The following is a 12,350-nucleotide window of genomic DNA, read 5'->3' on the forward strand; positions in this document are numbered from 1 at the left end:
GTCCGCCGAGCGGCACCAAGCGCCGTACGCCCCTCGGCGGACCGTTCCTCAGTCGGAGATCAGGCCCTCGCGCAGCTGCGCCAGGGTGCGGGTCAGCAGCCGGGAGACGTGCATCTGGGAGATGCCGACCTCCTCGCCGATCTGGGACTGCGTCATATTGGCGAAGAAGCGCAGCATGATGATCTGGCGCTCGCGGGCCGGGAGTTTGGCCAGCAGGGGCTTGAGCGACTCGCGGTACTCCACGCCCTCCAGCGCGCTGTCCTCGTAGCCGAGGCGGTCCGCGAGGGAGCCCTCGCCGCCGTCGTCCTCGGGGGAGGGGGAGTCGAGCGAGGAGGCGGTGTAGGCGTTGCCGACGGCCAGGCCGTCGACGACGTCCTCCTCCGACACCCCCAGGCACAGGGCGAGTTCGGGGACGGTCGGGGAGCGGTCCAGCTTCTGGGACAGCTCGTCGCTGGCCTTGGTGAGGGCGAGCCGGAGCTCCTGGAGGCGGCGCGGGACCCGTACCGACCACGAGGTGTCGCGGAAGAACCGCTTGATCTCACCGACCACCGTCGGCATCGCGAACGTCGGGAATTCCACGCCGCGTTCGCAGTCGAAACGATCGATCGCCTTGATCAGGCCGATCGTGCCGACCTGGACGATGTCCTCCATCGGCTCGTTGCGGCTGCGGAAGCGGGCGGCCGCGTACCGCACGAGCGGGAGATTGAGCTCGATGAGCGTGTCGCGGACGTAGGTGCGCTCCGCGCAGTCCTTGTCGAGCGAGGCGAGCCGCAGGAACAGGGAGCGGGAGAGCGTGCGGGTGTTGATGGCGTCGTCGTCATGCACGTGCGGTGCGGGCGCGGGAATCGCGGAAAGCACCTTTGAGCTGCCCAGTTCTACGGACATGCCACCCCCTTGAGGTCGCGGACGGGTCGCTGCGGCGTCCCCGGGCCGGGGCGGACCGGGGAGTGATACCTCCACCTGAATACCGGAGGCAGCGCTACGGCAAACGCGGTTCCTGCAGAATGTCACATGTCGGCAACACGCTGTAGCGCCATGTCGACATATCTGCGCAGTTGAGCGGGGACGGGTCGCCCGTCCCGGTTAGGCGTCGATCCTGTTTGCGGATCGCAGCCGGGCGAAGCTCCGCGACAGTAGCCGTGAGACATGCATCTGCGACACCCCCAGCTCCGCACTGATCTGGGACTGCGTCAGATTGCTGTAGTAACGCAGCAGAAGAATCCGCTGCTCGCGCTCGGGCAGCTGCACGAGGAGGTGCCGTACGAGGTCGCGGTGCTCGACGCCGGCCAGCTCCGGGTCCTCGTAGCCGAGGCGGTCGAGCAGTCCGGGCAGGCCGTCGCCCTCCTGGGCGGCCTCCAGTGAGGTGGCGTGATACGAGCGGCCGGCCTCCAGGCAGGCCAGGACCTCGTCCTCGCCGATCTTGAGGCGCTCGGCGATCTCGGCGGTGGTGGGGGAGCGGCCGTGCAGCACCGTCAGATCCTCGGTCGCCCCGTTGACCTGCACCCACAGCTCGTGGAGGCGGCGCGGCACATGGACCGTGCGGACATTGTCTCGAAAGTAGCGTTTGATCTCGCCGACGACGGTGGGCATCGCGAAGGTGGGGAACTGGACGCCCCGGTCCGGATCGAAGCGGTCGATCGCATTGATCAGGCCGATGGTGCCGACCTGGATGACGTCTTCCATCGGCTCGTTGCGGCTGCGGAAGCGGGCCGCGGCATAGCGGACCAGCGGCAGATTGGCCTCGATCAGCGCGGCACGGACCCGGGTGTGCTCCGGGGTGCCGGGTTCGAGGTCCGTCAGCTCGGCGAACAGCACCTGTGTGAGTGCCCGCGTGTCCGCGCTTCGGCTCTCGCGGGATGGAGCCTTGGGCGCAGTACGGGCCGTCACGGTCACGCCACCCTTCACAGTGCATGTATCCGGCAAAAGCGGTCATAGCATCACAAGACATGTGCACTGTGTGCAAGCACCCCATAACGCCGTGTTGAACAGAGAGTTGGGGTGGGTGCGGGGCGTTCGGGGGGCCGGTGGGTGGCGGTAGGGGCCCGTGGGTACGGCGAAGCCCCCCGCCCGGGAGGGGCGAGGGGCTCGGCGGTGCCGGAGGCGGGGGTGCCGCGGCTCAGAATTCGTAGTCGGCGATCACCCAGGTGGCGAATTCACGCCACTGTGCGGCGGCCGCCTGATGGGCCGGATGCTCGAGGTAGCGCGTGAGGGCGTCCGTGTCGGCCACGGCCGAGTTGATCGCGAAGTCGTAGGCGATCGGGCGGTCGGTGACGTTCCAGCCGGACTCCCAGGACGTCAGCTCCGGAATCTCGCTCTCCAGCGCCGCGAACGCCCGCGCACCGGCCTGTACGCGTTCCTCGTCGCGGGAGACGCCGTCATTGAGCTTGAACAGGACCAGGTGGCGGATCACAGAGGCCTCCGAGGGCGGGCGAGGCGCAGCCGGACCGGGTCGGCCGGCTGGGCCGGGGCGGGCGCCGGCCGATCGCGGGGCGGGTCTTCGGACGGCTCCGGCGCCGGTCGGATCGTCCGGCCCTGGAGCGTCTCCGCCCTAGCTGATCAGCTGGGTCATGAACTCGCCCACGCCCTGAGCGGCGGACGAGATGCCCTCGAAGCCTATCTGGACCAGGTCGGCGGCCCGCTTGGGGGAGGTGATGATCGTGTACAGCACGAAGACGATGACGATGTACAACGCGATCTTCTTGGCCTGCGCCATCAGCCCGACTCCCCTACGCAGTCCCTTGCGGCAGTGCCTGCAGTTCCCGTCTGCAGTCGGGCGAGTGTAACCACACGTGTTCGATCGCGGGAGCCGGGCCGGCGGGGCGGGCGCCGGTCCGCCCGCGCGATCCGGCATCTGTCACTGATCCTGATTTTATGGACCAAAGGCCCACCAAAGGGGGCCCTTTGCCTGCCTGTTGAGGCGGCGCGCGGCGGCACCATGGGGAGCGTGGCCCGCTGGATCTGGCAGGAATCCAGGGGGCCGGGAGGGACCTCACTGCGGGGTCCACGCCGACCGTCCCCGGACGGCGGCGCGGACTTGGGGGTTCGTCCGCATCGGGGGGAGCGGTCGTCTTTCGACGCCGCTTCCCCCGCCCTACTCCAGCCCCGCCTCGGAGCCGCCCCCGTAGACCACCGGGGGCTCTGGACGCCCCCCGAGGCGGGGCTCCGTCGTGCGCGCCCGGCGGCCGGCGGCGGTGCGCCGGCTCGTACGCGGCCGGTGTGACGTGCTCGTCTCCCGTGGCCGCAACCAAGCGGAAGCGCCCCCGCGTCCTTCACCCCGTACGGCTCGGATGTCCCCGGGCGCTCCGCCTCGCCGGGTCCGGACGGGTCGGCATGCATCATGTACGCGACACAACGGAGCGCGGCAGCGCGCCGCGCCGCGGCGTGGGGCCGCGTGGGACCAGAAAGGAACACGGGCTCCGACGATGAAGATCGACTGGGACCGGCGTACCTGCGCGCGGCGCGGGCACATCACCTACCTCCCGCACGAGGAGCACCTCCGGGAGAGGCTGCACGCCGCCACCGCCCTCGGCGAGGCCTGGCGCTGTCTGCGCTGCGGCGATTTCGTCCTCGGCGACCCACACGGCTCCGGTCCGGCCGCCGACGCCCCGCTGGTCCCGCGCGGCAAGGTCCTGCGTGATCTGTTCATCCTGCGCTTCCTGGCGGTCGAGCGGGCGGTGCGCGGGGTGTTCATCGTGCTGGCCGCGGTCGGCGTATGGCAGTTCAGCAACCAGAAGGACGCGGTCCGCCGGTTCTTCGACGAGTACATCGCCGTGCTCCGCCCGGTGGCCCGGCACTTCCACTACGACCTGGACCACTCGCCGGTCGTCGGCACCATCCAGAAGACCTTCGGCTACCAGCACTCCACCCTGCTGCTGGTGGCCGGGCTGCTGCTGGCCTACGCCCTGGTGGAGATCATCGAGGGCGTCGGCCTGTGGCGCGCCAAGCGGTGGGCGGAGTATCTGACGGTGGTCGCGACGGCCGCCTTCCTGCCGCTGGAGATCTATGAGCTGACCGAGAAGGTCAGCTGGCTCAAGATCGCCACGCTCGTGATCAACATCCTCGCCGTGCTCTACATCGCGGTCACCAAGCGGCTGTTCGGGCTGCGCGGCGGCCGCGCGGCCTTCGAAGCGGAGCGGCACAGCGCCTCCCTGCTGGAGGTCGAGACCTCGGCCGGAGTACCTGCCGCCGCCCATAATGGCTGAACGCTCGACCCTAGGGGGAACCGCACCATGTCCATGAACTCCGCACTGTCCCGGCCCGATTCGTCCCGCGCGAACGCCCGGCCGGCCCTCTCGCGCACGCTGCGGCGGCGGCCTGCCGTCGTCCTGGCGCTGCTGGCCGGCCTGCTGGCCGCGGCCATCGCCCCGGCAGCGGCGGCGGGCCGCGCCGTGCCGGACACCGCACGGGTGGTGACCACCGCGAGCGCCCCGGGTCACGGCGCCTCGGTACGGGCCGCGGCCGCCCCCGCGCAGTCCGCCGCCTCCCACCGGCACGCCACTCAGCTCACGTCGGCCTTCAAGGTCAAGAAGTCGAAGTGGAAGTCGAAGGCCAAGAAGAAGGGCGGCTTCTTCAAGAAGCTCGGCATCTTCCTGGTCGTGCTCTTCATCCTCTTCCTCGTCGTCGTGATCCTGGTGATCTGGCTGATCGTGCGCTTCTTCCGCCGCGCGGGCCGCAACCGGCGCAACGACTAAGAGCGCTCCGGCCCCGGCCGCCGCGACGCGCTCAGCCGTCGGGCGGCCCGGGGCGGCCGGCCTCCGGACACGACGAAGGCCCCGATCCGTTGTGGGATCGGGGCCTTTGCCCTTGAGCGGTAGCGGTGGGATTTGAACCCACGGAGGAGTTGCCCCCTCACGCGCTTTCGAGGCGCGCTCCTTCGGCCGCTCGGACACGCTACCGAGAGAGAGCTTAGCCCACGGGTGGCCGTGCGCCGAAATCGGATTCCGGGGAGGGGCGGCCGAGGGATCGCGGCGCCGGTCAGCGCTCGCGGAAGAAGGCGGTGAGCAGCTCCGCGCACTCGGCTTCGAGGACCCCGGTGATGACCTCGGGGCGATGGTTGAGACGGCGGTCACGGACGACGTCCCACAGGGAGCCGGCCGCGCCCGCCTTGGCGTCGCGGGCGCCGTAGACGACCCGGTCGACCCGGGCGAGCACGAGCGCCCCCGCGCACATCGTGCACGGTTCGAGGGTGACGACCAGTGTGCAGTCGGTCAGCCGCCATTCTCCCGCCCGTCTCCCGCCACCACCCCGGCCGGAATCTCCCCCAGACTCCGTCTGGGGGGACCCCGCTCGCGAGGCTTCCTCTCGTAGGGTCCGCGCCGCCGCGCGCAGCGCAAGGATTTCGGCGTGCGCCGTCGGGTCGCCGGTGGCCTCGCGTGCGTTGTGGCCGGTGCCGAGGACCGTGCCGTCCGCGGACAGCACGACGGCGCCCACCGGGACGTCACCGGTCCCGGTGGCGCGGGCGGCCTCGGCCAGCGCCTGCCGCATCGGTGCGATCCACGGATCGCGCAGCGGGTCGGGCGCGGGGGAGGGAAGAGAGGCGGAAGGGGGGACGGTCATGTCCCCAGTGTCGGGGACGTGACCGGGGGCCGGCCCCAGCCCTGGGGGCGGGGGCCCGGCCGGGCCGCTCAGCGCACGGCTTCGAGGACCTCCGTGCAGCCCAGCGAGTCGGCGATGGTGCTCAGCGCATCGGCGTCGAGGGCCAGCAGCTCCTTCTCACTGACGCCCAGGTCGGCCAGCAGGGCGGCGTCGCCGAGCGGACCGCGCGGCGGGCCGTCCGAACCGTTCACCGCCTCCAGGGTGTCGTCGTCCACGTTGTCGTCGGGGTCGGGTTCGCCGTCCTCCGTGCCGTCCAGGTCGAGGCTGTCGAGGTCGTCGGCCGCATCGTCCTCCTCGCGGCCGAGCAGCTCGTCGGTCAGCATTGCGCCGTACGAGCTTTTGGCGGCGGCGGCGGCGTTGGAGAGGAAGACCCGTGGGTCGTCCTCACCGTCCACCCGGACGACGCCGAACCAGGCGTCCTCCTGCTCGATGAAGGCCACCACCGTGTCGTCGTCGACCGCCGCCTCTCGGGCCAGATCGGCCAGATCGGTCAGCGTCTCCACATCGTCGAGCTCCGTATCGCTCGCTTCCCACCCGTCTTCGGTGCGCGCGAGTAGTGCGGCGAAGTACACCGTGACTCTCCCACTGGTCATAGGCGTGCCGGGCCGGGCGGGGCGGCGCTGCACGCCGTTGGTCCCGCCCCTTTCGGAATCGTGGCAGAAACAACGCCGCCGCGCGGGGTCTTCGGCGCTGCGTCGTGCGGAGGTTGTGAGAGATGTCGCTCACGTGCCGCAGCGCAGACGGGGGCGCGGGGGTGTTCCGCTACCAGCGGAATGTACGCATCCGCATGGCCTGGCGCATGCGTTCGGCCCGGGCGCGGCGTGGCTGGACGCGGTTGCGCAGCTCCTTGGCCTCGTGCAGTTCCCGCAGAAATTGGGCACGGCGCCGTCGGCGTGCCGCTTCCGTCCCGTCGTCCGGGGCCAGGTCCTGGCTGCTGGAGACGGCGTCGTTCGAGTCGTCGGTCCGATTGCGGTCGAGCACACGCACACCACCTCGGGCGGAATCCTCGCCCTCCGGCAGAACAGCCAATCGGGCGTACGTGCCCCCTTTCCCTCCTTTCGGTGGTTTGATGCCCGCCGCGTGCGCCGGTTGCGCCGGTCGGCCGGGCACTGCAGGCCGGGCGCCGGGGCCCTCCGGCTCGGTTACTGTCGAGGGCATGCGGATCCACGTCGTCGACCACCCGCTGGTGGCGCACAAACTCACCACACTGCGCGACAAGCGCACCGACTCCCCCACGTTCCGGCGGCTCGCCGACGAGCTGGTCACCCTGCTCGCCTACGAGGCCACCCGTGATGTGCGCACCGAGCGGGTCGACATCGAGACCCCGGTGACGGCGACCACCGGTGTGCGGCTGTCGCACCCGCGCCCCCTGGTCGTACCGATCCTGCGGGCCGGTCTGGGCATGCTGGACGGCATGGTCCGGCTGCTGCCCACCGCCGAGGTCGGCTTCATGGGCATGGTCCGCAACGAGGAGACGTACGAGGCGCAGACCTACGCCACGCGGATGCCCGACGACCTCTCGGGCCGTCAGGTGTACGTCGTCGACCCGATGCTCGCCACGGGCGGCACGCTGGTCGCGGCGATACGTGAGCTGATCGAGCGCGGTGCGGACGATGTCACCGCGATCTGTCTGCTGGCCGCACCGGAGGGCGTGGAGGTCATGGAGAAGGAGTTGGCCGGCACGCCGGTGACGGTGGTCACCGCGGCGGTCGACGAGCGGCTCAACGAGGCCCGCTACATCGTGCCGGGCCTCGGCGACGCGGGCGACCGCATGTACGGCACGGCCGGCTGAGCGGACCGCGCCCCCCTTCTCACCCGATCACTGTCCGGGCCCTGCACCACGCGTGGTGCAGGGCCCGTCCGCGTACGGTCAGCACTTGGCGTCGTCCTTGGTGGCCGCCGGGGACGGACGGCTCAGCAGGGCCAGGGACTTGGCGGCGTCCTTCTGGGCGGTCAGCGCCTTGAAGGTGTCGCCGATGATCAGGTCGAGGTCGGCGCCCTTGCGGGCGTCGGTCTTCCGCTGTGCGCCGGCGAGCTGGGTGGACAGCACCTTCATCGGGCCGTCGGACGCCGCCGCGGGGCCGAGCAGTATCCCGGCGCCCTTGACCTTCTTGTCGTAGGCGGCGGGGGCGTTGCCCACCTTGCCGATCTTGAAGCCGCGCTTTTCGAGCTCGTCGGCGGTGCGCTTGGCGAGCCCGGAGCGCGGGGTGGCGTTGAAGACATTGACGGTGAGGGTGCCGGGGGCAGGCAGCCGGCGGGCTGCGTTCCTGGCCTGAGCCCCTTCCGACTTGGCGCTGTCGGGGCAGTGCCGCTCGCCCTGGGCGGCATGGGCGGTGTTGGACCGGCCGCCGAACACGTCGATGAGCTGCAGGGTGCCCCAGGTGGCCAGGCCGAGGGCGCAGGCCGAGGCGACGATGGTGAGGGCGATCCGGCGACGGTGGCGGGGGCGGCGCATCCGCGGATACCTGTCGCCCGTGATGCGGTACTTCCCGCCCATGCCCGGGGGCGTCAGCATGCTCATGGGCGCAGCGTAGTGCGGGCGGCGGTCCGTGCCTACTAGATGATCAACGCGTGGCGCGAGACCCAACCCAAAAGGGTCAATACGGACAGGGGGAGTTGGGCGCTGTCGGGCGGTAAGAGGGGGTTTTGGCCTGTTGGGCGAGGTGGCCGCGGCGCGTCAGTCGAGTTCGAGCACGCGGGCGTGCAGCACCTGGCGCTGCTGCAGGGCGGCGCGTACCGCGCGGTGCAGCCCGTCCTCCAGATAGAGGTCGCCCTCCCACTTCACGACGTGCGCGAAGAGGTCGCCGTAGAACGTCGAGTCCTCGGCGAGCAGCGTTTCGAGATCGAGCTGCTGCTTGGTCGTCACCAACTGGTCGAGGCGTACCGGGCGCGGGGCGACGTCCGCCCACTGGCGGGTGCTCTCCCGGCCGTGGTCCGGGTACGGCCGCCCATTTCCGATGCGCTTGAAGATCACACGGAAAGCCTACCGGGCGAGCGGCACCGGGCGCAGCCAAGCCGCGGCAGCGTAAAAGGATCATTGGTGGCAAATTTGGATCTTTGGGCAGGGGTGGTCCGGAGGATATGGCCGGAAGTGACCCGAACGGCCTACGGCGTCACGCGGTGCGGCGGCTACCAGGTCCGCGCCGGCCCGTAGGTCACCACTTGCGGGCGGCCGCCAGGCTCGGTTGCCAGTACGTGACCGTGGCGGTGTGCGGGTCGACGCGGACGGGGGCGCCGTCCAGGCCGACCTGGATGGGGGCGGCGCGGGCGGCAAGCGCGACGCCGAACTGGGAGATGCGGTGGTGGCGGTGGCCGGTGCCGCCCCGTCCGCCGGCACCGGTGACGACCGTGGCGTAGGCGGTGGCGTCGGGCTTCAGGAAGACCGGGGTGAGCGGCCGGCTGGCACCGATCGCCCGGAGCGGGGCCTGCCGGCCGTCGCCGAACCGCAGCAGGGGGTAGCGCATGGTGGCGAAGTCGCAGGTTCGGTTGGAGATGTTGGTGACGGTCAGCAGCATCCGGTCGTCCCGTCGCGGCAGCGGGCCGGCGTGGAATCTGAGCATGTCCGGGGCGCAGGCGGTCTGACTGCCGGGCGCGGGGCGAGGATTCCGGCCGTCTCCCGAAGGGGGTGGTGAGACGGCGGGGACGGGGCCGTCGGCCCGGCCGTCGTAGCCGCGGCAGGCCGTGGCCAGGGCCGGCGCGGCGGCGACGAGGAGACCTGCGACGACGACCCGGCTGAGGGTGGCGGTGAAGGGCATAGGGGGCTCCCCGGGACGGTGGCGTGAACACGACCTTCGGCGCGGGTGCTGGCGATTCGCTAACGCGTGGCTAACGCGGGCCGGCCCCGGCGGGCCGCGGACTGTCGCGGCCGGCAACGGGGCGGGGGCCGGATCGATGGACGGGGCATCAATCTCTCAATGTACGGCCTGAGTTGAGGAGGATGTCGGTGGTGCCGAGGTACTGCTTCTCGACGGGCTGGGGGTGGCCGACGGGGGCGGCGCGGTGGTGCCGGTGCGGCCCCCGCCCGGCTGCTCGGTCGGCGGGGCCGAGGGGGTGCTCGTACGGGGTGGGCGTGCGGTGCCCGGGGGTGGCGCAGTGGAGGGGGCGGTGCCGTGGGGCGGTACCGCCGACGGCTCGCTCGGGGAGGGCCCGGGAGCGGAGTCGCTGGACGTGGGGGACGGGGCGGGGCCGACGGGGCTCGGCGGCCTTGCGGGCAGCGGCCGGTCCGGCGGGCCGCCGGGGGCGGTCATCAAGTAGCCCACCGCGACGGCGGCGGCCGCGGCGGCCGCGGCCAGCGGCAGCCCGAACCGGCGCAGCCAGGGCCGCCGCAGACCGGAGCGCCAGCCGCGGCGCAGGTGCGGGCCGGGGGGTGCGGCCGGTTGCAGGTCCCGGACGCCGATGCTCTCGGCGCGGGCCGCGAGGGCCCGGCGCAGCCGTTCCTCCACGGGGCGGTGCGGGCCGGTGCCGTCGGGGCCGTCGGGACCGGGGTCTGCGCCGCCGCCCGTACCGCCGGGGCCGGGGCCCGTACCGCCGGGAAGCATGCCGCCGTCGCCGCCCGCGCCGCCGCCCGCGCCGCCGCCCGCGCCGGGCGGGCCGCCGGGGCGGCCGGTACCCGTGCCGGGACCGTTCATGACCGCGCCTCCAAGATCTTCTCCAGCGAGTCCAGGGCGCGGCTGGCGAGGGACTTCACCGAGCCGCGGCTGATGCCCAGCGTCGTCGCGATCTGCGCCTCGGTCAGATCGCCCCAGTAGCGCAGGACGAGCACCTCCCGGCGGCGTGCGGTCAGCCCGCTCAGCGCGGCGAACACCTCCCGGTGCTCCTCGTCCAGCACGATGCGCTCCTCGGCGGACGGTGCGTCCGCCTCGTAGGGCGGGGTGTAGCCGCGCGCGGTGCGGCGCCGACGCAGCACCGAGCGGGCGGCGTTGACGACCGCGGTGCGCAGATAGGCGAGGGCGTTGTCGACCTCGCCGAGCTGTTCGCCGTGCCGCTTGTAGAGCGCGGCGAACGCGTCCTGGACGACGTCCTCCGCGGTGGCCCGGTCGTCCACGAGCAGCACGGCCAGCCGGACCATGTTCAGCCGGTGGGCGTGGTACAGCTCGCTGATCGTCGGCGGCGGGTCGGGCGGCGCGCCGGCCCCGCCGTCCGGCATCCGGGCGCTGCCGCCGGGCAGTTGGCCGTCCGCCGGATACCCCGCCGGGCGGCCGGGGCGCGGGGTCTCGCGGTGGGCGGCCGCGGGGCGGGCGGTGCGTAGCAGCCACCGCCACAGGGCAGGCCGGAGCCCCGGCACGGCGAACCGTACCGGGGCGTGCGGACCGGCGGAGTACTCCATCGCTTCCTCGGGACGCAGCGGTCGGGCGTGGGGTTCAGCCGCGCCGGCGACGGACCGCATAGACGGTGCCGCCGCCCGCGGCGATCAGGGCGGCGGCACTGCCGCCGAGCGCCATGGCGGCCGTGGACGAGGCCCCGGTGTGCGCGAGTTCCCGGTCGCTGCCGCGTCCCTTGGCGGGGGCGGAGGCGGCGGGTGTGCCGGGGCGGGTCGTGGTGACGCTCGGGCGGGGGGAGGCGCTCGGCGGGGCGGTGGGGGAGCTGCTGGGCGGCGCGGTGGGAGTGCCGCTGGGCAGCGCGGTGGGAGTGCCGCTGGGCGGGGCGGTGGGGGCGTCGCTGGTGGACGGCCCGGGCGTCGTACTGCTCTCGGTCGGCCGCGGGGCGGGCGTCGAGGAGGCCTGGCCGGTGTGCTGCGGCTTCGGTGCGCGGTCGTCGGCGTGCGCGGTGCCCACCGCCGACAGCGTGGCCAGCGCGAGCGCCGCGAGCAGTCCGGCGCCGGCCGCACCGCGTGGCAGGGGGCGGACGGCGTACGGCCGGGAAACGGCGGCGGTGCGGGAGATACGGGTGGACTTCACGGTCGGCTGCTCCACGTTCGTCGGCGGGTGGCGCCCGGTGGCGCCCTCACCCGTCACGACGTGCGGCCGGGGCGGGGGTTGCCGGAGGTGCGGAAAAACTTCCGCGCGGCCGCCGGGCCCGCCCGCCGCTGTGTCAGCCCACGCTCTGCAGCAGCTTCTCCACGGCCTTGACCCGCTCGCCCAGCTCCGCCAGTTGCGCGCTCATCTCCCCCTGCTGCTCGGTGACCCGTTCCGCGAGCTTGCGGTACTCGGCCAGCGCCGCGGCGTCCGCACGATGCCGCTGCAGCTTGAAGTACGAGGCCACGATCGTGGTGACCGAGGCAAAGATGATCACCAGGATGGCGATCGGGATGATGGTGCTGCCGTTCATGTGCGCGTCCCCCTGCTGTTTTTCGGTCTCTTCGCGGCCGGCGGCTCGGCTGCGCCGCCCCCGTCCTCGGCAGCCTCCGGCGGCGCCGCGGCCCGGTCCTCCTGGAGGGCGGCGAGGACGGTGGCCACGTTCAGCTTCAGCTCGAACGGCGTGAGTTCGAAGTACTTCAGCGCCTTGCCGTCCTCGGACAGCTCCAGTCGGCCGGCCACCAGACCGGCCTTCTCCAGGCGGTCCAGGTGCATGTAGAGCAGCGGTCGGGACATCCCCAGCCGGCGGGCCAGTTCGCTGACGTAGAGCCGTCCGTCGGCCAGCTCGCCGATCACCCGCAGGCGCTGCGCATGGCCCACGGCGGACAGCAGGGCCAGCAGCTCCTCGCTGTTCATGGCCCACCTTCTCGCTGTTCCGGACGCTGTCGGCGGAGGTTTTCGCATGGCGTGACGGGCTGTCAAACACGCCCGCCGCCCTCCGCTGCCCACAATCTTACGGTT

The 12,350-nt window shown here is 72.4% G+C and carries 18 protein-coding genes and 1 tRNA gene; 3 read left to right on the forward strand and 16 right to left on the reverse strand.

Features of this window, described 5'->3' with window-relative positions; translation table 11 throughout:
• Nucleotides 1-48: 48 nt before the first annotated feature.
• The 4 genes from BKA18_RS19570 to BKA18_RS19585 form a co-directional block, all read right to left on the reverse strand.
• Nucleotides 49-885, reverse strand: a complete 837-nt coding sequence (locus BKA18_RS19570; protein WP_006604265.1) for an RNA polymerase sigma factor SigF — start codon at nucleotides 883-885, stop codon at nucleotides 49-51.
• Between the two features lie 198 nt (nucleotides 886-1,083).
• On the reverse strand, nucleotides 1,084-1,893 hold the full coding sequence (locus tag BKA18_RS19575; protein WP_026169670.1) for an RNA polymerase sigma factor SigF: 810 nt from the start codon (nucleotides 1,891-1,893) through the stop codon (nucleotides 1,084-1,086).
• Nucleotides 1,894-2,116: 223 nt separating this feature from the next.
• On the reverse strand, nucleotides 2,117-2,410 hold the full coding sequence (locus tag BKA18_RS19580) for a Dabb family protein (RefSeq protein ID WP_006604263.1): 294 nt from the start codon (nucleotides 2,408-2,410) through the stop codon (nucleotides 2,117-2,119).
• A 138-nt stretch (nucleotides 2,411-2,548) separates the two neighbouring features.
• Nucleotides 2,549-2,713, reverse strand: coding sequence for a hypothetical protein (locus tag BKA18_RS19585; RefSeq protein WP_006604262.1), 165 nt, complete (start codon nucleotides 2,711-2,713; stop codon nucleotides 2,549-2,551).
• Nucleotides 2,714-3,422: 709 nt separating this feature from the next.
• On the opposite strand from BKA18_RS19585, the gene BKA18_RS19590 reads away from it, so the two are divergent.
• Both BKA18_RS19590 and BKA18_RS19595 read left to right on the forward strand, forming a co-directional pair.
• Complete coding sequence (locus BKA18_RS19590; protein WP_366044016.1) at nucleotides 3,423-4,202, forward strand: DUF2127 domain-containing protein; 780 nt, start codon at nucleotides 3,423-3,425, stop codon at nucleotides 4,200-4,202.
• A gap of 27 nt (nucleotides 4,203-4,229) precedes the next feature.
• Nucleotides 4,230-4,691 (forward strand): hypothetical protein, encoded by a 462-nt coding sequence (locus BKA18_RS19595; RefSeq protein WP_366044017.1) that lies wholly within the window; start codon nucleotides 4,230-4,232, stop codon nucleotides 4,689-4,691.
• Between the two features lie 117 nt (nucleotides 4,692-4,808).
• Here BKA18_RS19595 and BKA18_RS19600 read toward each other — a convergent pair.
• From BKA18_RS19600 to BKA18_RS19615, 4 genes are all read right to left on the reverse strand, one after another.
• A tRNA-Ser gene (locus BKA18_RS19600) sits at nucleotides 4,809-4,895 on the reverse strand.
• Between the two features lie 79 nt (nucleotides 4,896-4,974).
• Nucleotides 4,975-5,556, reverse strand: a complete 582-nt coding sequence (locus BKA18_RS19605) for a nucleoside deaminase (RefSeq protein ID WP_366044018.1) — start codon at nucleotides 5,554-5,556, stop codon at nucleotides 4,975-4,977.
• Between the two features lie 68 nt (nucleotides 5,557-5,624).
• On the reverse strand, nucleotides 5,625-6,188 hold the full coding sequence (locus BKA18_RS19610; RefSeq protein WP_366044019.1) for a tRNA adenosine deaminase-associated protein: 564 nt from the start codon (nucleotides 6,186-6,188) through the stop codon (nucleotides 5,625-5,627).
• A 169-nt stretch (nucleotides 6,189-6,357) separates the two neighbouring features.
• A complete protein-coding gene (locus BKA18_RS19615; protein ID WP_366044234.1) occupies nucleotides 6,358-6,576 on the reverse strand; it encodes a hypothetical protein in 219 nt (72 codons plus the stop codon).
• Between the two features lie 175 nt (nucleotides 6,577-6,751).
• Here BKA18_RS19615 and upp point away from each other — a divergent pair, with 175 nt between their 5' ends.
• Nucleotides 6,752-7,387, forward strand: a complete 636-nt coding sequence (upp, locus tag BKA18_RS19620) for a uracil phosphoribosyltransferase (RefSeq protein ID WP_129283537.1) — start codon at nucleotides 6,752-6,754, stop codon at nucleotides 7,385-7,387.
• A gap of 78 nt (nucleotides 7,388-7,465) precedes the next feature.
• Here the strand turns inward: upp and BKA18_RS19625 are convergent, their stop codons facing one another.
• The 8 genes from BKA18_RS19625 to BKA18_RS19660 form a co-directional block, all read right to left on the reverse strand.
• Nucleotides 7,466-8,092, reverse strand: coding sequence for a LytR C-terminal domain-containing protein (locus BKA18_RS19625; protein WP_006604255.1), 627 nt, complete (start codon nucleotides 8,090-8,092; stop codon nucleotides 7,466-7,468).
• Nucleotides 8,093-8,272: 180 nt separating this feature from the next.
• The gene (locus BKA18_RS19630) at nucleotides 8,273-8,569 is read right to left on the reverse strand and encodes a type II toxin-antitoxin system VapB family antitoxin (protein ID WP_006604254.1); all 297 of its coding nucleotides are present in this window, start codon (nucleotides 8,567-8,569) and stop codon (nucleotides 8,273-8,275) included.
• Between the two features lie 181 nt (nucleotides 8,570-8,750).
• On the reverse strand, nucleotides 8,751-9,350 hold the full coding sequence (locus BKA18_RS19635) for a DUF4232 domain-containing protein (RefSeq protein ID WP_366044020.1): 600 nt from the start codon (nucleotides 9,348-9,350) through the stop codon (nucleotides 8,751-8,753).
• 156 nt (nucleotides 9,351-9,506) lie between these two features.
• On the reverse strand, nucleotides 9,507-10,223 hold the full coding sequence (locus BKA18_RS19640) for a hypothetical protein (protein ID WP_366044021.1): 717 nt from the start codon (nucleotides 10,221-10,223) through the stop codon (nucleotides 9,507-9,509).
• Nucleotides 10,220-10,921 (reverse strand): RNA polymerase sigma factor, encoded by a 702-nt coding sequence (locus tag BKA18_RS19645; protein WP_366044022.1) that lies wholly within the window; start codon nucleotides 10,919-10,921, stop codon nucleotides 10,220-10,222. Before BKA18_RS19645 ends, BKA18_RS19640 begins: the two co-directional genes overlap by 4 nt.
• A 34-nt stretch (nucleotides 10,922-10,955) precedes the next feature.
• The gene (locus BKA18_RS19650) at nucleotides 10,956-11,492 is read right to left on the reverse strand and encodes an LPXTG cell wall anchor domain-containing protein (protein ID WP_366044024.1); all 537 of its coding nucleotides are present in this window, start codon (nucleotides 11,490-11,492) and stop codon (nucleotides 10,956-10,958) included.
• Nucleotides 11,493-11,625: 133 nt separating this feature from the next.
• On the reverse strand, nucleotides 11,626-11,862 hold the full coding sequence (locus BKA18_RS19655) for a hypothetical protein (protein WP_006604249.1): 237 nt from the start codon (nucleotides 11,860-11,862) through the stop codon (nucleotides 11,626-11,628).
• Nucleotides 11,859-12,245, reverse strand: a complete 387-nt coding sequence (locus BKA18_RS19660) for an ArsR/SmtB family transcription factor (RefSeq protein WP_366044025.1) — start codon at nucleotides 12,243-12,245, stop codon at nucleotides 11,859-11,861. Before BKA18_RS19660 ends, BKA18_RS19655 begins: the two co-directional genes overlap by 4 nt.
• Between the last annotated feature and the right edge of the window lie 105 nt (nucleotides 12,246-12,350).

Origin of the sequence: Streptomyces auratus (assembly GCF_050433025.1) — a bacterium.
Lineage (GTDB): Bacteria > Actinomycetota > Actinomycetes > Streptomycetales > Streptomycetaceae > Streptomyces > Streptomyces sioyaensis.